The following is a 21,806-nucleotide window of genomic DNA, read 5'->3' as shown; positions in this document are numbered from 1 at the left end:
GTTCATCCCTGGGTCTTCTGGATGGCTTCTCGAAGCACCTGGCGGTCGTCGAAGGGACGGACCACCCCGGCGATGTCCTGGCCCTGCTCATGGCCCTTGCCCGCGACCAGCACGGTGTCTCCGGGCCGTGCTCGGGCGACGGCTGCGGCGATCGCGGCGGCCCGGTCCTCGAAGACCTGGACCTCGCCGCGCTCGTGTACTGGCACGGACGCCGCGCCCTCGAGCATGGTTGCGAGGATCGCGAGGGGGTCCTCGGAGCGGGGGTTGTCGGAGGTCAGTACGGCGGTGTCGGCGAGCCGTGCCACGGCGGCGCCCATCGGCGCGCGCTTGGTGCGGTCCCGGTCGCCGCCGCAGCCGAGCACGACGTGCAGGCTGCCCTCGGTGACCTTGCGCAGCGCCTTGAGGACGGACTCGACGGCGTCGGTCTTGTGGGCGTAGTCCACGACCGCGAGATACGGCTGTCCGGCGTCCACGCGCTCCAGGCGCCCCGGCACGCCCGGTACCGCGGCGACCCCGTCGGCGGCGGTCTGCGGGTCGAGCCCGGCGGCGGCGAGGGCGGCGATCGCGGCGAGGGTGTTGGCCACGTTGAAGGGGCCCGCCAGCGGCGACCTGGCGTGGATGCGCTCGCCGTCGGGGCCGATCACGGTGAACGTCGAGTCCATCGGACCCACCTGGACGTTCTCCGCGCGCCAGTCGGCGTCGGGGTGGCCCTCGGCGGAGAAGGTGACGACCGGGACCGTGGCCTCGTGGACGAGGCGGCGGCCGTACTCGTCGTCGAGGTTGACGACGCCGAGTCTGCTGCGTTCCGGCGTGAAGAGCTGTGCCTTGGCCCGGAAGTAGTCCTCCATGTCGGAGTGGAACTCCATGTGTTCCGGGCTGAGGTTGGTGAAGACGCCGATGTCGAAGACGCAGCCGTCGACCCGGCCGAGGACCAGGGCGTGGCTGGAGACCTCCATCGCGACGGCCTCGACGCCGCGTTCGCGCATGACCGCGAACAGGGCCTGGAGATCGGTGGCTTCGGGGGTGGTGCGCTCGGACTTGATGCGCTCGTCGCCGATCCGCATCTCGACCGTGCCGATCAGACCGGTGTTGTTCTTGGTCTTCAGGCCGCCCTCGACGAGGTAGGCGGTGGTGGTCTTGCCGGAGGTGCCGGTGATGCCGATCTGGAGCAGGTCGCGGCCCGGGTGGCCGTAGATGGTGGCCGCCAGTTCGCCCATCCGCGCGCGCGGGTCGTCCACGACCAGGACCGGCAGACCGGTCGCCGCGGCGCGCTCGGCGCCGGTCGGGTCGGTGAGCACGGCGACCGCGCCGAGGCCGGCGGCCTGGGTGACGAAGTCGGCGCCGTGCAGGCGGGCGCCCGGGAGGGCGGCGTACAGGTCGCCGGGGCGGACCGCGCGCGAGTCATGGGTGATGCCCGTGACCTCGGCGGTGCTGTCCGGCTGCGCGGCACCCAGCTGATCGGCGAGTTCCGCGAGGGGTGTTGCGGAGACCCGGACCGGCCGGGGCGGTCCCGGATATGTCACGGGATGGCCCTTCTGGGTGGTTTGGGACTGATCAGCGTGTGGCACGGCGGTGAGCGTACCGGTCACCCCCGCTCCGGAGCGAAGTGAGGGCGCGGACGTGCTCTGGTTCCCGGGATCGGGAGTGATCGTTGTCACGAGGTGGTTCCTGGCTGCTCGTACTGATCAGGGTGTGAAGGTGACGGGAAGGGAGGCGGACTTGGTTCCCGTCGGGGGGACCTGGAGGGTCTTCAGGGCGAACTCCATGACCTGCTTGTAGACGGGGCCGCAGATCTGGCCGCCGAAGTAACTGCCCTTGGTGGCGTTCTGGATCGCGCAGTACACGGTGATGCGGGGGCTGTCGGCGGGCGCGAACCCGGCGAACGACGAGGTGTAGCCGCGGTACCTGCCGGTGGCCGGATCCACACGGTTGGCCGTACCCGTCTTGCCTGCGACCCGGTACCCCGGAATGCGCGCCTTGGCGCCGGTGCCCGCCTCGTCGTCCACGACCGACTCCAGCATCTGGGCGAGGGTCTTCGCCGTCTTCTCGCTGATCACCCTTGACTTCTTGGGCTTCGCGGCAGGGGCGAAGCGTCCGTCGGGTCCCTGCGTGCCGCGCACCAGAGTGGGTTCGACGCGGACGCCGCCGTTGGCGATCGTCGAGTAGACGGAGGTGGCCTGCATCGCGTTGAGGGAGACACCCTGGCCGAAAGGAATCGTGTACTGCTGCGAGGTCGACCAGTCCTGGGGCGCGGCGAGGATGCCCTTCGTCTCGCCGGGGAAGTCCAGGCCGCTGTAGCTGCCGAGGCCGAACTTGCGCAGGTAGGAGTAGAGGACCCGGTTGGACTGGGCCTGGGTCTTGCCGAGTTGGCCGGTCGCCAGGATGGTGCCGATGTTGCTGGACATGGCGAGCACGCCGTTGAGCGTGAGGTACCAGGTCTTGTGGTCGACGTCGTCCTTGAAGAGCCGGTCGCCGCGGTGCAGCCGGTTCGGCACGGTGACGTGCGTCAGCGGCGTCGCGACGTTCTCCTCCAGCACGGCGGCCATCGACATGACCTTGGCGGTGGAGCCGGGCTCGTAGGCGTCCTCCACGGCCCAGTTGTGCAGGGTGCCGGGGTCGGCCTGGGAGAGGTCACCGGGGTCGAAGCCGGGCGAGTTGGCCATCGCGAGGATCTCGCCGGTCCTCGTGTCCTGCACTATCACGTACCCGCGGTCCGCCTTGGACTTGCGTACCTGCTCGGTGATGGCGTTCTGCGCGGCCCACTGGATGTCGCGGTCGATGGTGAGCTCGACGTCGCTGCCGGGCACGGCGGGCGTCTCCGTGGAGCCCGCGGTCGGGACCTGCCGGCCGCCGGACTGGGCGTAGCGGATCTTGCCGTCCTTGCCGGACAGCAGTGTGTTCAGCTTCTGCTCGATCCCGCCGCCGCCCTTGCCGTCGGCGTTGACCCAGCCCAGTATCCCGGCGGCGAGATCGCCGTTCGGGTACACGCGCTTGCTGGTGGCGACGGCGAAGACACCGGCGAGGACGTTGACCCCGGTGCCGTCCTCGGCCTTCGTCGCGAGCGCGCTCTTGAGGTCCTTGATCTGCTTCCAGACCTGCGGCGTCTGCCGTCCGGCGAGCTTGACGTACTGCCCCTTGGTGCGGAGTTTGCGGGTCAGGTCGGCCTGCTCCTGCCCGAGGATCGGGGCGAGCAGCGCGGCGGCCTGCTCGGGCCCGTCGTCGATCTTGAGCTGCTTGCGCTTGAAGAGCGTGGGGTCGGCCGTGATGTCGTACGCGTCCACGCTGGTCGCGAGGGCCACGCCGGCGCGGTCGGTGATCTGGCCGCGCTCGGCGGTCAGGGTGTAGCCGACGTACCGGTTCTGCTCGGCCTTGGCGGCGTAGGTGCTCGCGTCGACGGCCTGGACCTGGAGGAGCCGGACCGCGAAGGCGATCAGGACGAGGGTGAGGCCGAGGCTGACCATGCGCAGCCGGGGCCGGGGGCTGCCGAGCCGGATCTGGCGCGGGGCCGTGGCGCGCGCCGCGGGGCGGGGCGCCGCCGGGCGGCGGGCCGGGCGGGCGCCGGGGCCGGCGGGGCGCCGGCGGCCGTCGGGGGCGGGCCTGGCGGGTCCGGGCACACGGCGGCGCGGCGGTTCCCTGTCGGACACTTCCGTCACCTGCCGGGGGTCGGGGTCGCGGAGGACGGTTCGGTGGAGGGCGTGACTGCGGGGGTGGCGGTGGCTGCGGCCGTGGCGGTGGCTGCGGCCGTGGGCGTCGGGGACGCGGCCGGGACGGGCATCGCCTCGGGGGGCCGTACGACCTGGACCGCGGACTGCTCCGCGGCGGCGTTCGGGACGCCCCTGACGGTGCCGTTCGGGTCGAGGAAGGCCGGGTCTCCGCCGGGGACCATGCCGAGCTCGCGGGCGCGGCGCTGGAGGGCGTCGGGGGCGGAGTAGGCGTCGATGTCGCGCTGGAGGGCCTGTTCCTGGTCGGTGAGGCTCTTGGTCTCCTTCTGCAGGTCATCGAGTTTGAACGACCCTTCGCTGAGCGCGGAGTTCAGCACCAGGAGCCCGATGAGGCCGCCGCCCAGAAGGAGCACGACGAGGAGCACGAAGGGGGTGCGGGCGGCCTGGCCGGAACCGGGCCGGCCGGAGCCGGAATGGGGTGGGAAGAGCCGCGCGAGCCGAGCCGCCCGCCCCCTCAGTTCGGGTTTCCTGCTCACTCCGCTCCTCACTCGATGTCCGCCCTGATCCGCTCGGCGCCACGCAGTCTCGCGGGGGCGGCCCGCCGGTTCTCGGCGACCTCTTCCTCGGTGGGAAGTTCGGCACCGCGCGTGAGCAGCTTGAGCCGCGGCTGGTACTGCTCGGGGATCACCGGGAGGCCGGGGGGCGCGGTGTTGGCGGCGCCGGCCGCGAACACCTGCTTCACCAGCCGGTCCTCCAGCGAGTGGTACGACAGCACGGCGATCCGTCCGCCGACGCCGAGGGCCTTCACGGCGGCCGGGATCGCCCGCTCCAGGACGGAGAGTTCGCCGTTGACCTCGATGCGCAGCGCCTGGAAGGTGCGCTTGGCCGGGTTGCCCCCGGTGCGCTTCGCGGCCTGCGGCAGGGAGTCCCGGATCAGCTCGACGAGCCGCGCGCTGTTGCTGAACGGCTCCTTCTCGCGCTCGCGCACGATCGCGGCCACGATCCGCTTGGCTTGCTTCTCCTCGCCGTACGCCCGCAGGATCCGCACCAGTTCGCCCGGCGGGTAGGTGTTGAGGACCTCGGCGGCGCTGATGCCGGTCGTCTGGTCCATGCGCATGTCGAGCGGGGCGTCCTGGGCGTAGGCGAAGCCGCGGTCGGCCTCGTCGAGCTGCATGGAGGAGACGCCGAGGTCGAACAGGACGCCCTGGACGTGCGGGATGCGGAGTCGCTCGAGAACCTCCGGAAGCTCGTCGTAGACCGCGTGGACGAGCGTCGCGCGCTCGCCGTAGGGCGCGAGGCGCTCGCCGGACAGGCGCAGGGCCTCCTTGTCGCGGTCGAGGGCGACGAGGCGGGCCTCGGGGAACTGCTGGAGGAGGGCCTCGCTGTGGCCGCCGAGACCGAGGGTGCAGTCGACGACGACCGCTCCGGGGGCCCGCAGGGCGGGGGCCAACATGTCCAGGCAGCGCTGGAGCATCACCGGGACATGTCGCGTGTTGCTCAAGGGGCCCTCTCAGGTCCGGCGGGCCGTACGCACCGCCGGGTCCCCGCCCGCTCGTGAAGGGGAGGCCTGCCGGCGCCGGAAGCGTCAGCCGGCCGGGAGCGGGAGGAGGCCGAGCCGTACGTACGCGCCGCGCGCGTGGGGAGATCCGGTGACTGCGCCGGTTTCTCCTGGGGAATTCATGCCAGCAGGGAGACCTCGCCTCCCGCTTCGCGCCACTTTAGTCCACGGTGTCTCGCGGTCAATCAACCGGCCTGCGCGTCGCGGCGGGGCATCGGGTCGAGGCGTCCGACGGCGGGAAATCACCCGCTCGGGCGTACCCCGCCACCCCTGTGGCTTACCTCACAAAGAGAGCGTGATGACGGCCTTTTTCCCTTCTCACCGGAGGACCGGACCAGCTGTGACCAGTAACGTCGTCACCATGACGACTTCTGCATCCGCCGCCACCGCATCCGAAGGCGCCATACGTACCGGCGCCGTCACCGACCGGCTCGTCGCCGCGAACGAGCGGTACGCCGCCGCGTTCACCGACCCCGGCATGGACGCCCGCCCCGTTCTGCACGTGGCCGTCGTGGCGTGCATGGACGCCCGTCTCGACCTGCACGCCGCACTCGGCCTGGAGCTCGGTGACTGTCACACCATCCGCAACGCGGGCGGTGTGGTCACCGACGACGTGATCCGCTCCCTCACCATCAGCCAGCACAAGCTGGGCACCCGCAGCATCGTGCTGATCCACCACACCGGCTGCGGTCTGGAGGCGATCACCGAGGACTTCCGCACCGAGCTGGAGATGGAGGTCGGCCAGCGCCCGGCCTGGGCCGTGGAGTCCTTCCGGGACGTCGACCAGGACGTACGCCAGTCCATGCAACGGGTGCGCACCAACCCGTTCCTGCTGCACACCGACGACGTGCGCGGCTTCGTCTTCGACGTGAAGACCGGTCTGCTGCGCGAGATCGACCCCGCCTGATCCTGGTGGGCCGCCCTCCGAAGCTGTCGTTCTGCTGTTGATTTCCGGTTGCGGGCTACCCAAAGGGTCGCAAGCCCTGACAAATCGCAGGCAGTTGTCCACAGGCGAGTGACACGAATCGGTAACGGCAGCAAGAATGCGGGGATGGACGTCGCGCGGAACCATTTCCGCGTGGTGTCCGTGATTCGGGGTGGGCCGGTCCGCAACGCAGAGCGTCGGCCCGGAGAAAGAACGGGCCGAGGAGGGCCGGGTGACGACCTATGACGATCGAGCGAGCCTCACTGATCTGACTGCCACTGTGGAGCGAGTCCGCAGTTCGGTGGAGGGTGTGATCGAGGGCAAGCCCGAGGTCGTACGGCTTTCGCTGACCGTGCTGCTCGCCGAGGGGCATCTTCTGATCGAGGATGTCCCCGGCGTCGGCAAGACCATGCTGGCGAAGGCACTGGCGCGGTCCATCGACTGCTCGGTGCGGCGTATCCAGTTCACGCCCGACCTGCTGCCGTCGGACATCACCGGTGTCTCGATCTGGGACCAGCAGCGCCGGGACTTCGAGTTCAAGCCGGGCGCGATCTTCGCGCAGATCGTGATCGGCGACGAGATCAACCGCGCCTCGCCGAAGACGCAGTCCGCGCTCCTGGAGTCCATGGAGGAGCGGCAGGTCACCATCGACGGGCAGACCTACGAGCTGCCCAGCCCCTTCATGGTGGTGGCCACGCAGAACCCGGTCGAGATGGAGGGCACCTACCCGCTGCCGGAGGCCCAGCGCGACCGCTTCATGGCCCGGGTCTCCATCGGCTACCCCAGCGCGGAGGCCGAGCTGCAGATGCTCGACGTGCACGGCGGGGTGAACCCCCTGGACGACCTCCAGCCGGTGGCCCACGCGCACGACATCGTGAAGCTGGTCGACGCCGTCCGCGGCGTCCATGTCGCCGACCCGGTCCGGCGCTACGCCGTCGACCTGGTCGCCGCCACGCGCACCCACCCCGACCTCAGACTCGGCGCCTCCCCGCGCGCGACGCTGCACCTGCTGCGCGCGGCGAAGGCGTCGGCCGCCCTCAGCGGCCGGGAGTACGCGCTGCCGGACGACGTGCAGGCACTCGCCGTCGCCGTCCTGGCCCACCGCCTGCTGCCGACCGCCCAGGCCCAGCTGAACCGGCGTACCTCCGAGCAGGTCGTGCAGGAGATCCTGCAGCGCACCCCGGTGCCCCAGCAGCAGGGCGGCCTGGGCCTCGGCCACGGCACGCAGGGCTACGGCCAGCAGCCGCCGCGGAGGCTTGGATGACCACCGCCGCCGGGCCGGGCCACGCGGAGGCCGACCGGGGCGACAAGGGCGGGGTGCGCACCGCGCTGGCCGGCCTGACCACCCGCGGCCGGTCCTTCCTGGCCGCGGGCATCGCCGCCGCCATCTGCGCGTACGTCCTGGGGCAGAGCGATCTGCTGCGGGTCGGCCTGCTGCTGGCCGTGCTGCCCCTGGTCTGCGCCACCGTCCTGTACCGCACCCGCTACCGGGTCGCCGGCACCCGCCGGCTCTCCCCCGCGCGCGTGCCGGCGGGCAGCGAGGCCCGCGTCCATCTGCGGATGGACAACGTCTCCCGGCTGCCCACCGGCCTGCTCATGCTCCAGGACCGGGTGCCCTACGTGCTCGGCCCGCGCCCCCGCTTCGTCCTCGACCGGGTCGAGGCGGGCGGCCGCCGCGAGGTGTCCTACCGGGTCCGCTCCGACCTGCGCGGCCGCTACCCGCTGGGCCCGCTCCAGCTGCGCCTGACCGACCCGTTCGGCATGTGCGAGCTGACCCGGTCCTTCTCGTCGTACGACACCCTGACGGTGATCCCGCGCGTGGAGCCGCTGCCGCCGGTCCGCTTCAGCGGCGAGGCGAAGGGGTACGGCGACGGGCGGCAGCGCTCGCTCGCGCTGGCCGGCGAGGACGACGTCATCCCGCGCGGGTACCGCTACGGCGACGACCTGCGCCGGGTGCACTGGCGTTCCACCGCCCGCTACGGCGAGCTGATGGTGCGCCGCGAGGAGCAGCCGCAGCGCTCCCGCTGCACGGTGCTGCTCGACACCCGGGGTCTGGCCTTCCACGGCGCGGGCCCCGACTCGGCGTTCGAGTGGGCCGTCTCGGGCACCGCGTCGGCGTTGGTCCACATGCTGGAACGCGGCTTCTCCGTACGGCTGTTGACGGACACCGGCAGCTCGGTGCCCGGCGAGGGCGCGGACGGGTTCGCCGGCGCCAACCAGGAGTCGGCGGACGCGGCGGGCCTGATGATGGACACCCTCGCGGTGATCGACCACTCCAACGGCACCGGCCTGTCACGCGCGTACGACGTGCTGCGCGGCGGAAACGAAGGGCTGCTGGTCGCCTTCTTCGGCGACCTCGACGAGGAACAGGCCACGGTCGCCGCCAAGATGCGCCAGCGCAGCGGCGGGGCGGTCGCCTTCCTGCTGGACAGCGCGAGCTGGGGGCGGGAACCGACCGATGTGGCCGGGCCGTTGGACAGGAGCGAGGAGCGGTTGCGGATGCTGCGCGAGGCGGGCTGGACGGCGCTGCGCGTGCCGCGCGGCGCCTCTCTGACCGAGCTGTGGCGCCAGGCGGACCGGGAGCGCACCGGTCTCGGTGTGGCGAGTGGCGTGGGCAGCGAGGGGGCACCGGCATGAGCGGGCGGGCACGGCTGGCGCTGTGCGCCTGGGCGGCCACCCTGATGGCGTCCTGCGCCCTGCTGCCCCTGGTCGAACCGGCCACCTGGATCATTCAGGCGGCCTTCCTGCTGGGCATCCAGTCCCTGGTGGGCGCGGCGACCCGGCGGGTGCCGCTGGCCCGGCCGCTGACCGTGGCCTCGCAGGCGCTGGTCACGCTGGTGATGCTGACCCTTGTCTTCGCCCGGGAGCAGGCGGTCGCCGGGATCGTCCCCGGCCCCGAGGCCTTCCGGCACTTCGCCGACCTGCTCCAGCAGGGCAGCGACGACATCGCGCGGTACGCGATTCCGGCGCCGCTGGAGTCGGCCGGCATCCGGCTGATGATCATCGGTGGCGTCCTGGTCATCGGGCTCGCGGTGGACACCCTCGCGGTGACCTTCCGCAGCGCGGCTCCGGCCGGGCTGCCGCTGCTGGCGCTGTACTCGGTGGCCGCGGGGCTGTCCGACGGCGGCGCCGACTGGCTGTGGTTCGTGGTCGCGGCGGCCGGCTATCTGACGCTGCTGCTCGCCGAGGGACGCGACCGGCTCTCGCAGTGGGGGCGGGTCTTCGGCGGGGCACCGCGCACTCCCGGCGCGGAGTCCGGTGTGGTGGCCCCGGTCCGCACGGGGCGGCGCATCGGCGCGGTCGCGCTCGGGCTGGCCCTCGTGGTGCCGGTCGCCCTGCCCTCGATGAGCGGCGGCCTCCTGGACGGCGTGGGGGCGGGCGCGGGCGCGGGGAACGGCAGCGGGGGCACGATCTCCGCGGTGAACCCCCTGGTGTCCCTGCGCGACAACCTCAACGCGGACGACGACCGCCAGGTCCTGTCCGTGCGCTCCAACCCCGAGGCGGCCGCGAGCCAGTACCTGCGGATCGTCTCCCTGGATGACTTCGACGGCACCACGTGGAAGCCGTCCAAGCGCAGCATCGAGAAGGTTCCGGACGAGTTCCCCACCCCGCTCGGCCTCGGTGCCGACGTGCGGCGGGCCGAGATCACGACGCGGGTCTCGGCGGCCGACTGGTACCAGCAGGACTGGCTGCCGATGCCGTATCCGCCGAGCGGCGTGGACATCAACGGGAAGTGGCGCTACGAACCCGAGGGCATGACGCTGGTCGGGGACCACGGCCAGACCACGCGCGGGGCGACGTACACGGTCAGGAGCCTGGACGTGCGGCCGACGGCCGAGCAGCTCGCCACGGCGCCGGAGCCGCCCACGGCCCTGAAGCGCGAGTACACCGAGCTGCCGAAGTCCCTGCCCGCCATCGTCGCCAAGACCGCTCGTGAGGTCACCGCCGGCTCCGCGAACCACTACGACGAGGCGGTGAAGCTCCAGGAGTACTTCACGGTGACCGGGGGCTTCCAGTACGACACCCAGGTGCAGGCGGGCAGCGGCTCGCAGGCGATCGCCCGGTTCCTGCAGAACAAGCAGGGCTTCTGTGTCCACTTCTCCTTCGCGATGGCCGCGATGGCCCGCAGTCTCGGCATCCCGGCCCGGGTCGCGGTGGGCTTCGCGCCGGGTACGCCGCAGGGCGACGGTTCGGTGTCGGTGGGGCTGAAGGACGCCCACGCGTGGCCGGAGCTGTACTTCGAGGGGGTGGGCTGGACCCGCTTCGAGCCGACCCCGACCCGGGGGACGCAGCCCGAGTACACGCAGACGGAGACCCCGGGCAACAACCTGCCGGACACCGGCCGGCCGACGCAGTCGGCGAGCGCGGCGCCTTCCGCCGCCCCCTCAGCGAGCGAGAGCTGCACGGCGGAGCAGAAGAAGCTGGAGGCGTGCCCGAGCGAGTCCGCGGCGGCCGCGCTCACCACGGACGACGACGGTCCGAAGTGGTACGTCCTGCTGGCCTGGGCGCTCGGCGGTCTCGCCGCCCTGGCGATCCCGCTGTCGCCCGCGCTGTGGCGGATGCGGACCCGGGCGGTACGCCTGGGGGCGCACGGCCGGACCGAGGCGGACGCCGCGCTGCACACCCTGGCGGTCTGGCTGGAACTGACCGACACGGCCTGGGACTTCGGGATGGTGCCGGACGGGTCGCAGACCCCCCGCAAGGCGGCGGCCCGGATCGTCCGGCTGGGGCATCTCGAACCCGAGGCGGCGGCCTCGGTGCATCGTGTGGCCGAAGCGGTGGAGCAGGTTCTCTACGCGCCGCGGCCGCGTCCGGTGGCGGGGCTCGCGGAGGACGTCCGGCGGGCGATCGCCGGGCTGCGCGGTACGGCGCCGCGGAGCACCCAGCTGCGCGCGGCCTTCGCCCCCCGTTCCACCGTCCGGGTGGTGTGGGCCGTCTCGGAGTGGTGGAGCGGCGTCACAGCGCGGGTGGCGGCGGCCCGGCCGACCCTGCGCAGACCGTCCGGCCAGCAGAGCTGAGGCCGGAGGGCACGCGTCACGGCACAGGCCCCGGTCCGTGGGATATGGATCGGGGCCTCAGCTGTGTCCGCCGCTGTTTTCAGGCGCTCGCGTGGGCTCGGGAGGAGCGGGAGCCAGGGGCCTGGACGAGGGCATGCGTGAGGGGGTGACCGCCCGGCAGGCGGTCACCCCCTCATCGGCTTCTGGTCGAGCTACTGGCCGCCCTGTTCGTCGCGACGCCGCTGCCAGCGCTGCTCGATGCGGTCCATCATGGAGCGCTTCTGCCGTGGCTGACGGCGGGCGTGCGGTCCACCTGCCGAGGGCTGCTCGCCCGGCTTGGGGGCCTTGCGCCAGCCGGTCACGGCGAGTACCGCACAACCCAGCATGACGAGGAAGCCCACCACGCTGAGCCAGACCTGCTTGGCGACCATTCCTGCCATGAGGAGCGCGATACCCACGAGGAAGCCCGCGACCGCCTGGTACACCCGTCGCCGGGTGTACGTGCGCAGCCCGCTTCCCTCAAGCGCTGTCGCGAACTTGGGATCTTCGGCGTACAGCGCTCGCTCCATTTGCTCGAGCATTCGCTGCTCGTGCTCCGAGAGCGGCACGGAGTCCTCCTCATCGTGCAGTCGCCGGGGCGACCCGGGGGGTCCCTTCAGGATAGGCAGGGAATCGCCCCCGTGAAACCCGCCCCTCTACGCCAATTGGCCAACCGGATTCCGCCATGAACGTCCCGGCCACTGAATCTTCCATTCCCCAGTGGCCGACCCGTCATGCCGGGCGGTCTCCCTCGATCATACGGCGCTGGGCGCCCGATCGGGGGGCCTGTGGCGTACTCCATCTGCACCCAAGTCCCTGATCAGCGCGGCACCAGGACGGGGCACCCGGGCCTCAGGAGGTCGTCCGCGTCTCGCCGAGCACATGAAGCTGGGTGGCCACGGAGTGGAAGGCGGGGAGCTCGGCCGCCGCCTCCTCCAGCTTGAGCAGCGCCTCCAGGGCGCCGGGCTCGGTGTCGACCAGCACGCCGGGGACCAGGTCGGCGAAGACCCGTACGCCGTGCACGGCGCCGACCTCCAGGCCCGCGCCCTCGACCAGCGCGGTGAGCTGCTCGGCGGTGAAACGCCTCGGCACGGGGTCCCCGGCGCCCCATCGGCCGTTCGGGTCGGCGAGGGCCTGCTTGGCCTCCTTGAAGTGGCCGGCGAGGGCGCGGGCCAGCACGGCGCCGCCGAGGCCGGACGCGAGGAGGCTGAGGACGCCCTCGGAGCGCAGCGCGGCGACCACGTTGCGCACCCCTTCGGCGGGGTCGTCGACGTACTCCAGGACACCGTGGCACAGCACCGCGTCGTAGCTGCCGCGCTCGACCACGTCGAAGAGGCCGTGGGCGTCGCCCTGGACGCCCTGGACCCGGTCGGCCACGCCGGCCTCGGCGGCGCGGCGCTCCAGGGCGAAGAGCGCGTTGGGGCTGGGGTCGACGACGGTGACCCGGTGGCCGAGGCGGGCGACGGGCACGGCGAAGTTGCCGCTGCCGCCCCCGGTGTCGAGCACGTCCAGGGACTCCCGGCCCGTGGCCTTGACCCGTCGTTCGAGAGCCTCCTGGAGGACCTCCCAGACCACGGCGGTACGGAGGGAGGCGCGGGGTCGCAGCGGGTCCGACACGACAGTTGACTCCTCGGCGCGGCACCGCCTCTTGCGCGGCGGAGCGAACGGGCACCCTCCCCGCCCGGGCTACGGCGGGCGAAGGGCTTCAGGCGCCTCCACCCTATTGCCTCCGTTGCCTCACCCGGTCACCACGGGGCGGGGGCCGGGGGGACGTCTCATACGCCGGACGGCGCCGCCCCACGGCGCCCCCCGATGACGCCCCCGTCACCCCGCGTCCGGCATGTCCCTGCTCCCTGGGTGGTCGTCGGGGTCCGGGTGGTCGGCGTCCTGGCGGGGCTGGGGCAGGACCGGCTGGAGGACCAGCATCCGCTCGACGAGGCGCAGGAACATCGCCACGTCGCGTATGAGGTCGTCGGCGTCCCGGCGGGAGGCCGCGCCCTGGATGCCGGCCTCGGCCCGGGCGCGGCGCCGGGCCCCGGCGGCGAAGAGCGCGCTCCACTCGGCGAGCTCGGGCGCTATCTCGGGGAGCACTTCCCAGGCGCTCCGGATCTTGGCGCGGCGTCGGGGCGTGGGCTCCGGGCGGCCTCGCGCGGCGAGCACGGCGGCGGCGGTGCGCAGGGCGGCGAGATGCGCCGTCGCATAGCGCTCGTTCGGTGTTTCCAGGACGGCGGCCTCGTCGAGTCCGGCGCGGGCCTGGGCGAGCAGGTCGAGGGCGGCGGGCGGGGCCGTGGTCCGGCGCAGCACGGGGTGTACGTCGCTCGCCGGTCCGGTCAGTGAGGGGGCAGGGCCGGTGGCGCGGCGCCGACGGGCGGCTGCTGCGTGATAGCTGGCCATGACGAACCTCCTGTCGTCTGCGTGACGGCGTTGTGGCCGTATGTGCCCATCGTGAGGTATGGCACTGACAATCCGTTCTGACCTGCGCTTTTGCTTCGATCGAAGGTTCGGGTTACTTTTGCACTGACCAGTCAGTTCAAAAACCTGCCACACACTCAGGGGGTGGGCTGTGGACGGAATCGCCGTCGCAGCCGAGAGCCTCGGGCTCAAGGGACCGCGGGGGTGGGCCTTCCGCGGGATCACCTTCGCGGCCGAGCCGGGGTCGCTCGTCGCGGTCGAGGGCCCGTCGGGGACCGGCCGTACATGTCTGCTGCTCGCGCTCACCGGGCGGATGAAGGCCACCGAGGGGACCGCGACCGTGGGCGGGGCGCGGCTGCCGAAGCAGCTCGGGGCGGTGCGGCGGATGAGCGCCGTCGCGCATGTCGCCGGCGTCACCGACCTCGACCCGGCCCTCACCGTCGGGGAGCACCTGCGGGAGCGGGCCCTGCTCCAGCGCCGGTTCGGGGACTCCCTGCGCGCCCTGCTGCGGCCCCGCGCGGAGGGCGCGAACGAGGCGAGGCTGCGCATCGACGCCGCCCTGACCGCCGCCGGTCTCGACCCCGAGGCCCTGCCCAAGGGCTCGCGGACCGCCGTACGCGATCTGGAGCGGCTGGAGGGACTGCGGCTGTCCCTCGCGCTCGCGCTCATCGGGCGTCCGAAGCTGCTCGGCGTCGACGACGTCGATCTGAAGCTGTCGGATGCCGAACGGGCCGAGGCCTGGGGCCTGTTGAGGTCGCTCGCCGAGGCCGGGACCACGGTCGTGGCGGTGTGCAGCGAGGCACCGGAGGACGCTCTGACGATCTCCACCGGACAGCAGACCGGACAGAAGGAGGGGACCGATGCGCTCGCCGCGACTGGCCGCGCTTGAGCTGCGGCGCTTCGGGCGGGGCAAGCTGCCGCGCGCCGCCCTGGTGGCGCTGCTGGTGCTGCCGCTGCTCTACGGCGCCCTGTACCTGTGGTCGTTCTGGGACCCGTACGGCCGGCTCGACCGCATCCCGGTGGCGCTGGTGAACGACGACAAGGGGGCGACCGCCGACGGGAAGAAGATCACCGCGGGGGACGACATCACCAAGGGGCTGCTCGACAGCGACACCTTCGAGTGGCACGAGGTGAGCGCCGCCGACGCGCGCGCGGGCGTCGAGGACGGCACGTACTACCTGTCGCTGACCATGCCGGCCGACTTCAGCGCACGGATCGCCTCCAGTGCGGGCGACTCCCCCGAGACGGGCGCGCTCCAGGTCAGGACCAACGACGCGAACAACTACATCGTCGGCCAGATCTCCCGCACGGTCTTCAGTGAGGTCCGTCAGGCCGCGTCCACGAAGGCGTCGCGGTCCTTCCTGGACCAGATCTTCATCTCCTTCTCCGACATCCACGGCGCGACCGTCAAGGCCGCCAAGGGCGCCGACAAGCTGGAGACCGGCACGGCCAAGGCCGAGAAGGGCTCCAAGGACCTCGCCGACGGGCTGACGGACGCCAAGAGCGGCAGCGGCAAGCTGTCCAAGGGGCTCAAGAAGCTCGACAAGGGCGCGGGCGACCTCCAGGACGGCTCGGCACAGGTCGCGGAGGGCACCCAGACGCTGGCCGACAAGGTCAACGGGGTCGCGGACAAGGTGGGCCCGTTCCTGAAGGACAACGAGAAGACGATCGGCGACACCGCCCAGCTCGTCGCGGACTCCGCCGGGGCGATCCGCGCCAACCTCGACACCCTGGTGAAGACGGCCCCTGTCGCCGCCAAGGGCGCCCACAAGGCCTCCGACACCCTGGACGACGTCTACAAGGCGCGCTGCACGGACCCCGTACTGCCGGACGGGGCCTGCGCCGACCTGAAGAAGGCCAAGGAGGCCGCCGCCGACGTGGCCACCATCGCGGACGACCTGAACACCCTCGTGGACGACCAGGACGGCGACCTGAAGACGCTCGACAAGAACCTGGCGACCCTCCAGAAGCAGGCCCAGGCCCTCGCCGACCGGGCGCCGAACCTGTCCGAGGACCTCGACGACGCCGTCTCCAAGATCAACAAGCTGAACGAGGGCGCGGGCAAGGTCGCCGCGGGCGCCAAGACCCTCCACACGGGCCTCGGCACCGCCAAGACCGGCGCCGGTGACCTGGACGAGGGTGTCGGCAAGCTCAAGACCGGCGCCGAGGATCTCAACGGCGGCATGTTCAAGCTCGTCGACGGCACCGGCAAGCTCTCCGACGGACTGCACGACGGCGCGGGCCGGATCCCCGACTACGACAAGGCCGACCGCGACGAACGCACCGGGGTCATGGCCGACCCGGTCCAGCTCGCCTCCCGCGACCTGCACAAGGCGCCCAACTACGGCACCGGCTTCGCCCCGTACTTCATCCCGCTGTCCCTGTGGGTGGGCGCGATGGTGGCGTACATGCTGGTGGCGCCGATGAACCGGCGCGCGCTCGCGGCGGGCGCCCCCGCCTGGCGGATCGCGCTGGCCGGCTGGCTGCCGGTGGTGGCGGTCGGGGTGCTCCAGACCGTCGCCCTGATGTCGGTGCTGCACTGGGCGATCGGCCTGCAGATGGTGCGGGCGGCCGGGACCGTGGGCTTCCTGTTCCTGGTCACGGCGTGCTTCGCGGCGATCGTGCAGTGGCTCAACGCCCGCTTCGGGGCGGCGGGACGCATCCTCGTCCTGGCCTTCCTGATGCTCCAGCTGACGTCCGCGGGCGGCACGTACCCCGTGCAGACCAGCCCGGGCTTTTTCAACGCGATCCACCCCTTCCTGCCGATGAGCTACGTCGTCGAGGCGCTGCGCCGGCTCATCACGGGCGGTGGGCTCGGTCCGGTGTGGCACGCGTGCGTGGTGCTCGTCGCGTTCACCGCGGGCGCGCTCGCGCTGACCGCGCTGTCGGCCCGCCGCCGCCAGGTGTGGACCCTCGACCGACTGCACCCGGAGCTGAGCCTGTGACCTCGACGACCTCCCCGGAGCCGGCAGCTGTGACAATCAGGGCCATGGAAAGCAGCAGCGGCAGCACGCGCCGCGAGGCCACCCGCCAGAAGCTCTACGAGGCGGCCGTCACCCTCATCGCGGAGCAGGGCTTCTCCGCCACCACGGTCGACGAGATCGCCGAGCGGGCCGGGGTCGCGAAGGGCACCGTCTACTACAACTTCGCGAGCAAGTCCGTCCTCTTCGAGGAGCTGCTGCGGCACGGCGTGGGACTCCTCACCGCCTCCCTCAAGGAGGCGGCGGAGCGGACGGCCGCGGCGGGCGGCAGCAAGACGGACGCCCTGGACGCGATGATCCGGGCCGGTCTGGTCTTCATCGACCGCTACCCGGCCTTCACGCAGCTGTACGTGGCCGAGCTGTGGCGCACCAACCGGGCCTGGCAGTCCACGCTCATGGTGGTCCGTCAGCAGGCGGTGGCGGTCGTCGAGAACGTGCTGCGCGAGGGCGTCGAGGGCGGCGAGTTCCATGAGGCGATCGATGTCTCCCTGACCGCCTCGGCGCTCGTCGGCATGGTGCTGGTGGCCGCGCTGGACTGGAAGGCGTTCCAGCCGGAGCGCTCGCTGGACGACGTCCACTCGGCGCTGTCGCGGCTGTTGCAGGGCCGGGTGAGCGGTACGCGCGCGTAGACACGAAAGCGCCGGTCCGCTGTGGCCGCGTCCCCCGCGGGCCACCTCGAACCGGCGCTCTCTCGTGCTCCCCCGTTTCCCCCGTCCCCCCGTTGGACCCCCGTTCGGTCGTTCCCCCGGGCCCCCGTGCCTCGCTCCCGCCGACTTCCGCCGGCGGAAGGAGCGGATCCGGGGCGGCTCCGTTCCGGCGCCCCGTGTCGCCGGTGCCGGAGCCGTTCCCTTCTCCGTGGCTCCACTCTCTCGTTCACGCAGGTCGGGCCCCATCCGCGCGCGTACTCATCTCGCCCCCTAGGTACGGATACTCAGAGCTGCGCACTCAGGCCCAGGACGCCCCGTCGCCGACTGGTTACGATCGCCTCCGTGTCGGTACTCCCTCTCGTCTTCACCAGCGGCTGGGCCAGCGGAATCAACGCGTACGCCGTCGTGCTGCTGCTCGGCGTCTTCGGCGCGACCGGGCTGAGCGACGACGTCCCCGAGACCTTGCAGCGCCCTGAGGTCCTCGTCACAGCGGGCTTGCTGTTCCTGTGCGAGGCCGTCGCGGACAAGATCCCGTACGTCGACTCGGCGTGGGACTCCGTGCACACGCTGATCCGGCCCGCCGCGGGCGCCTGGGTCGGCGCGGTGCTGGCCGGCCAGAGCGGCTCGCTCAACGACGCGGTCGCGGGCCTGGTCGGCGGTTCGACGGCGCTGGCCAGCCACGCGGTCAAGGCCGGGACGCGGATGGCGGTGAACACCTCGCCGGAGCCGCTCAGCAACGTGATCGTGAGCCTGGCCGAGGATCTCGGCGTCGCCGGCCTCGTCACCTTCGCGATCTTCCACCCGCAGGCGGCGGCGATCATCGCGGCCGTGCTGCTCATCGGCGGGCTGGTGATACTGATCTTCCTCATCTCCCGCATCCGGCGGTTCCTGCGGCGCAGGGCCCAGCGCCGGGAGGAGAAGCGGCTCGCGGGCCGCTCGGGGGCGCCGCCGGGCTGGTGACCCCACCTGTCACCGGAGCTGTCAGTGGCGGCCGATAAAGTCGCGGGCATGGCACGGATTGCGGTGATCGGCGCCGGGATGGGCGCGATGGCGGCCGCTGCCCGGCTGGCCGTCGCGGGCCACCGGGTGGCGGTGTACGAGCGTACGGAGACGTACGGCGGTGCGGTGCGCCGCTTCGAGCGCGACGGCTTCGCCTTCGACACCGGCCCGGGGTTGCTGCCGCTGCCCGCCGTCTACCGCGACCTGTTCATCAAGACCGGCAAGGAGCCGCTGGAGTCGGTCGTCGAGCTGACCCAGGTCGACCCGTCGTCGCGGCATCTCTTCGCGGACGGCACGGATGTCTCGCTGCCGAACGCGTCCCGCGCGGGCGTGGTGGCCGCGCTGAACGAGTCGCTCGGTGCGGGCGCCGGTGACCGCTGGGGCGACTTCCTGGTCCGGGCCCGCGAGGCCTGGGACCGCACGCGCCGGCCGCTCCTGGAGGAGCCGCTGTGGCCCAACTGGTCGGTGCTGGCCGAGCGCGAGCCCTACCCGTCGGTCCCGCACAAGAAGCTCCTGCGCACCCGCCGCGCCGGACTGCTCGCCGAGATCGGCGCGTGGGAGCTGCGCGATCCCCGGCTGGCCGCGCTGCTGGACGGCTACGCACTGGCGTACGGCCTCGACCCGAGCGCCGCCCCGGCGAGCGCAGCGGTGCTGCCGTACCTGGAGCATGCCTTCGGGACCTGGTATGTCCGCGGCGGCCTGCGGGAGTTGGCGCGCGCGGTGTACGAGCGGTGTGTGGCGCGCCGGGTGGAGTTCCACTTCGGCGCCGAGGTCACCGGGGTGATGGAGAAGGACGGCCGGGCGGCCGGGGTCGAGTTCGCCGACGGCGGTGTGGCGGAGGCGGACCATGTCGTGGCGGGCGTGGACCCGGCCCGGCTCGCCGGACTGACGGAGCATCCGCTGTACGGCGATGGCGGGGTGCGGCCTGGCCCGGCGGCGGACCGGCCGGGGAGGTTCACGGTGCTGCTGGCGCTGCGCGGCGCGCGGGAGGCCGGTGCGGTCCATCGCACGGTGGTGCACGCCCCGGACCGCGCAGCCGAGTTGGCGTTCCTCGACTCCGCGCGCGGTGAGCCGGCACGTCCCACCGTGACGGTGCTGCGGCCGGATGATCCCACGCTGCACCCCGCGGGAGACTTCGAGTCGGTGGTGCTGTCCGCCACGGTGCCGACCCGGGCCGACTGGGGTGTCGACGCGACCGACGACCGGTTCGCCGACCTCATGGCGGCAGCGGCGGAGGCGGCCGTGCCGGGGCTGCGCGAGCGGCTGATGTGGCGTGAGGTGCGTACACCCGAGCACACCGAGGCCGAGACCGGCGCCTCGTTCGGCGCCGTACCCGCCCCCGCGCTGGCCGCCGGCGAGGGCCGTTTCCTGCACCCGGCCAACACGACCCCGCTGCCGGGGCTGTACCGGGTGGGTGGCTGGGCGCATCCCGGCGGCGGTCTTCCGCACGCCGGGATGTCAGGGGCGCTGGTCGCCGGACTGATCGTGGAGGGACCGGACTTCCGGGGCTCTCAGTGACCCGCGCGCCGAGCGCCCCTCGGCGTCAGAACCGGTACTGCTCGTCGTAGCCGTTCCCCTGCTGGCCGTTGCCCTGGTAGGGGTACTGCTGCTCCGGCGGGAGTTCGCCGCCGTAGGAGTCGTCGGACCGCTGCTGCGGGACCCAGACGCCGCCGGCCGGGGTCTCGCCGCCGTAGGTCGCGTTGCCGTACTGGTCCTGGCCGTACGCCTGCTGGCCGTAGCTCTGCTGGCCGCCGTACGAGGTGTCGTAGCCGACGCCGCCGTAGGTCTGGGTGCCGATGTACGGGTCGGAGTAGGCGGCGTACTGCTGCTGTCCGGCCATGTCGTAGCCGTACTGCTGCTGGTCGTAGCCGGTGTAGCCGTCGTAGGAATAGCTCTGGTCGGCGCCCTGGGCGGCCGTCGCGTACTGGTCCTGGCCGGCGTAGGTGCCGTCGCCGGTGGCCGCCGGGTAGGGGGTGTCGCCGTATATGCCGTAGGAGCCGGTGTCGTCCGGCATCGGCTGGGGCTCGTAGACCGCGGTGGTCTCGGCCGCCGCGGCGGGGCGGGCGGGCGTGAACACGTCGTCGCGGTCGTAGTCGTCGCCGTAACCGGCCTGTTCCTGACGGTAGTTGGCCTCGTCGCCGTAGTCGGCGTCCGACGCCTCGAGGTCGGAGACCTCCAGGGTGGGCTCCTCGCGACCGCGTTCACGGCGGGGGCGCTTGCCGCCGGTCAGGCCGCCCAGGGCGGCCGGCGGATTGACCGCCCAGCCCTGTTCGAAGCCGCGGCGGAAGGAGAGCGTGACGTACGTCTGGCCGATCGCGAAGGCGATGGCGCCCAGCCCGATGACGATGACCGAGGGGATCAGCACGCCGAGGACGACGCCGAGGAAGCCCGCGAAGGCGAGCAGCCGCCAGCGCAGCCGCGCCTTGTACTGGAGCAGCACCTCGCCGAGCAACCACAGCGCGACGATGCCGAACGCGATGTAGAGGACCGTCCAGCCCATGTACGCCCCTCTCCCAGTGACCGCTACGCAGTGTGTCGTATATCCGTGCGGCCGGTCTAGGCCTGCGGTGGGTGGTGCAGGCCCAGGTTCTCGTAGATTTCCAGCGTCGCCGTGGAGTTGTTGAGCGTGATGAAGTGCAGTCCGGGCACTCCCTCGGCCAGCAGCCGCGCGCAGAACTCGGTGGCGAATTCGATACCGATGGAGCGTACAGCGGCCGGATCGTCTTTTGCTGTGAGGATCCGCTCTTTCAGGACGGACGGGATCGACGCGTTGCTGAGCTGCGGAAGTCGTTCGAGCATCTTCACACTCGTGACCGGCATCACCTCGGGGATGACCGGGGTGGCGCAGCCGGCGGCGGTCACGCGGTCGCGGAGGCGAAGGTAGGACTCGGGCTTGAAGAACATCTGCGTGATGGCGTAGTCGGCGCCGGCGCGGCACTTGTCGACGAAGTGCTCGACGTCCGTGTCCCAGTCGCCGGAGCGCGGGTGCATCTCCGGGAAGGCGGCGACGCCGACGCAGAAGTCACCCGACTCCTTGATGAGCCGGACCAGTTCGGCCGCGTACGTCAGGCCCTGCGGATGCGGCACCCAGTCGCCCATGGGATCGCCGGGCGGGTCGCCGCGCACGGCGAGCATGTTGCGGATCCCGGCGTCGGCGTACTGGCCGATGATGTTGCGCAGCTCGGCGATCGAGTGGTTGACCGCGGTGAGGTGGGCGACCGGGGTGAGCGTGGTGTCCGCGGCGATCTGCTCGGTGGCGCGGACGGTGCCGGCGCGGGTGGAGCCGCCGGCGCCGTACGTCACGGAGACGAAGTCGGGGGCCACCGCCTCGACCCTCCGCAGCGCGTTCCACAGGTTCCGCTCGCCCTTCTCCGTCTTCGGAGCCCAGAACTCGAACGAGTACGCGGTTTTACCGGTGGCGAGGATGTCGCGCACGGTGCGTGCGCGGTCCGTCCTGGTGGATGCGGTTCCGAGGGCCATACCGGCAGGTTAGCCAGGGGGCGCTGGTCACCCAACCAGATCGCGGAAATTTGCCCGTTTTGTCGATTTGTTGTCCACCCCTCGGACAGTTTTCGTCCATCGGGGG

General features: G+C 72.1%; 18 protein-coding genes. 9 read left to right on the top strand and 9 right to left on the bottom strand.

The features are described 5' to 3' along the window. Nucleotides 1-2: 2 nt before the first annotated feature. The 4 genes from ACFUO4_RS16420 to rsmH form a co-directional block, all read right to left on the bottom strand. Entirely contained in the window at nt 3-1,523 is a 1,521-nt protein-coding gene (locus ACFUO4_RS16420; protein WP_383484838.1) for a UDP-N-acetylmuramoyl-L-alanyl-D-glutamate--2,6-diaminopimelate ligase, read from the bottom strand. A 162-nt stretch (nt 1,524-1,685) separates the two neighbouring features. Beyond that, nucleotides 1,686-3,644: a peptidoglycan D,D-transpeptidase FtsI family protein gene (locus ACFUO4_RS16415; RefSeq protein WP_383484835.1), complete on the bottom strand. Its 1,959-nt coding sequence runs from the start codon at nt 3,642-3,644 to the stop codon at nt 1,686-1,688. A gap of 5 nt (nt 3,645-3,649) precedes the next feature. After that, complete coding sequence (locus tag ACFUO4_RS16410) at nt 3,650-4,198, bottom strand: septum formation initiator family protein (protein ID WP_383484832.1); 549 nt, start codon at nt 4,196-4,198, stop codon at nt 3,650-3,652. A gap of 8 nt (nt 4,199-4,206) precedes the next feature. Continuing rightward, nucleotides 4,207-5,163, bottom strand: a complete 957-nt coding sequence (rsmH, locus tag ACFUO4_RS16405) for a 16S rRNA (cytosine(1402)-N(4))-methyltransferase RsmH (RefSeq protein WP_079311110.1) — start codon at nt 5,161-5,163, stop codon at nt 4,207-4,209. 355 nt (nt 5,164-5,518) lie between these two features. Between rsmH and ACFUO4_RS16400 the strand changes: the two genes are divergently transcribed. From ACFUO4_RS16400 to ACFUO4_RS16385, 4 genes are all read left to right on the top strand, one after another. After that, on the top strand, nt 5,519-6,127 hold the full coding sequence (locus tag ACFUO4_RS16400; RefSeq protein ID WP_383484828.1) for a beta-class carbonic anhydrase: 609 nt from the start codon (nt 5,519-5,521) through the stop codon (nt 6,125-6,127). A gap of 250 nt (nt 6,128-6,377) precedes the next feature. Next, nucleotides 6,378-7,409, top strand: coding sequence for a MoxR family ATPase (locus ACFUO4_RS16395; protein WP_097262927.1), 1,032 nt, complete (start codon nt 6,378-6,380; stop codon nt 7,407-7,409). Continuing rightward, nucleotides 7,406-8,782, top strand: coding sequence for a DUF58 domain-containing protein (locus tag ACFUO4_RS16390; protein ID WP_383484825.1), 1,377 nt, complete (start codon nt 7,406-7,408; stop codon nt 8,780-8,782). The genes ACFUO4_RS16395 and ACFUO4_RS16390 overlap by 4 nt, the downstream gene beginning before the upstream one ends. Then, nucleotides 8,779-11,163, top strand: a complete 2,385-nt coding sequence (locus ACFUO4_RS16385) for a DUF3488 and DUF4129 domain-containing transglutaminase family protein (protein WP_383484822.1) — start codon at nt 8,779-8,781, stop codon at nt 11,161-11,163. Before ACFUO4_RS16390 ends, ACFUO4_RS16385 begins: the two co-directional genes overlap by 4 nt. 191 nt (nt 11,164-11,354) lie before the next feature. Here ACFUO4_RS16385 and ACFUO4_RS16380 read toward each other — a convergent pair whose 3' ends face one another. From ACFUO4_RS16380 to ACFUO4_RS16370, 3 genes are all read right to left on the bottom strand, one after another. After that, on the bottom strand, nt 11,355-11,750 hold the full coding sequence (locus ACFUO4_RS16380; RefSeq protein ID WP_079308681.1) for a DUF3040 domain-containing protein: 396 nt from the start codon (nt 11,748-11,750) through the stop codon (nt 11,355-11,357). Between the two features lie 283 nt (nt 11,751-12,033). Next, the gene (locus tag ACFUO4_RS16375) at nt 12,034-12,798 is read right to left on the bottom strand and encodes a methyltransferase (protein WP_079308682.1); all 765 of its coding nucleotides are present in this window, start codon (nt 12,796-12,798) and stop codon (nt 12,034-12,036) included. Between the two features lie 207 nt (nt 12,799-13,005). After that, nucleotides 13,006-13,575, bottom strand: a complete 570-nt coding sequence (locus ACFUO4_RS16370) for an SAV_6107 family HEPN domain-containing protein (protein WP_059197542.1) — start codon at nt 13,573-13,575, stop codon at nt 13,006-13,008. Between the two features lie 169 nt (nt 13,576-13,744). Here ACFUO4_RS16370 and ACFUO4_RS16365 point away from each other — a divergent pair, with 169 nt between their 5' ends. The 5 genes from ACFUO4_RS16365 (at nt 13,745) to ACFUO4_RS16345 (ending at nt 19,738) form a co-directional block, all read left to right on the top strand. Next, entirely contained in the window at nt 13,745-14,482 is a 738-nt protein-coding gene (locus ACFUO4_RS16365) for an ATP-binding cassette domain-containing protein (RefSeq protein WP_383484817.1), read from the top strand. Further along, nucleotides 14,454-16,538 (top strand): YhgE/Pip family protein, encoded by a 2,085-nt coding sequence (locus ACFUO4_RS16360; RefSeq protein WP_383484814.1) that lies wholly within the window; start codon nt 14,454-14,456, stop codon nt 16,536-16,538. Before ACFUO4_RS16365 ends, ACFUO4_RS16360 begins: the two co-directional genes overlap by 29 nt. Before the next feature lie 44 nt (nt 16,539-16,582). Beyond that, nucleotides 16,583-17,203, top strand: coding sequence for a TetR/AcrR family transcriptional regulator (locus ACFUO4_RS16355; RefSeq protein WP_079308686.1), 621 nt, complete (start codon nt 16,583-16,585; stop codon nt 17,201-17,203). A gap of 360 nt (nt 17,204-17,563) precedes the next feature. Then, entirely contained in the window at nt 17,564-18,181 is a 618-nt protein-coding gene (locus tag ACFUO4_RS16350) for a DUF4126 domain-containing protein (protein ID WP_383484811.1), read from the top strand. A 48-nt stretch (nt 18,182-18,229) separates the two neighbouring features. Beyond that, the gene (locus ACFUO4_RS16345) at nt 18,230-19,738 is read left to right on the top strand and encodes a phytoene desaturase family protein (protein ID WP_383484808.1); all 1,509 of its coding nucleotides are present in this window, start codon (nt 18,230-18,232) and stop codon (nt 19,736-19,738) included. A 25-nt stretch (nt 19,739-19,763) separates the two neighbouring features. Here the strand turns inward: ACFUO4_RS16345 and ACFUO4_RS16340 are convergent, their stop codons facing one another. Then, the gene (locus tag ACFUO4_RS16340) at nt 19,764-20,720 is read right to left on the bottom strand and encodes a hypothetical protein (protein WP_383484805.1); all 957 of its coding nucleotides are present in this window, start codon (nt 20,718-20,720) and stop codon (nt 19,764-19,766) included. Between the two features lie 56 nt (nt 20,721-20,776). Beyond that, the gene (gene metF / locus ACFUO4_RS16335; RefSeq protein ID WP_079308689.1) at nt 20,777-21,700 is read right to left on the bottom strand and encodes a methylenetetrahydrofolate reductase [NAD(P)H]; all 924 of its coding nucleotides are present in this window, start codon (nt 21,698-21,700) and stop codon (nt 20,777-20,779) included. Nucleotides 21,701-21,806 lie beyond the last annotated feature (106 nt).

The organism is Streptomyces sp. NPDC057280, assembly GCF_042668605.1.
Classification (GTDB): domain Bacteria; phylum Actinomycetota; class Actinomycetes; order Streptomycetales; family Streptomycetaceae; genus Streptomyces.
This window is presented reverse-complemented; position numbering and strand designations above follow the sequence as displayed.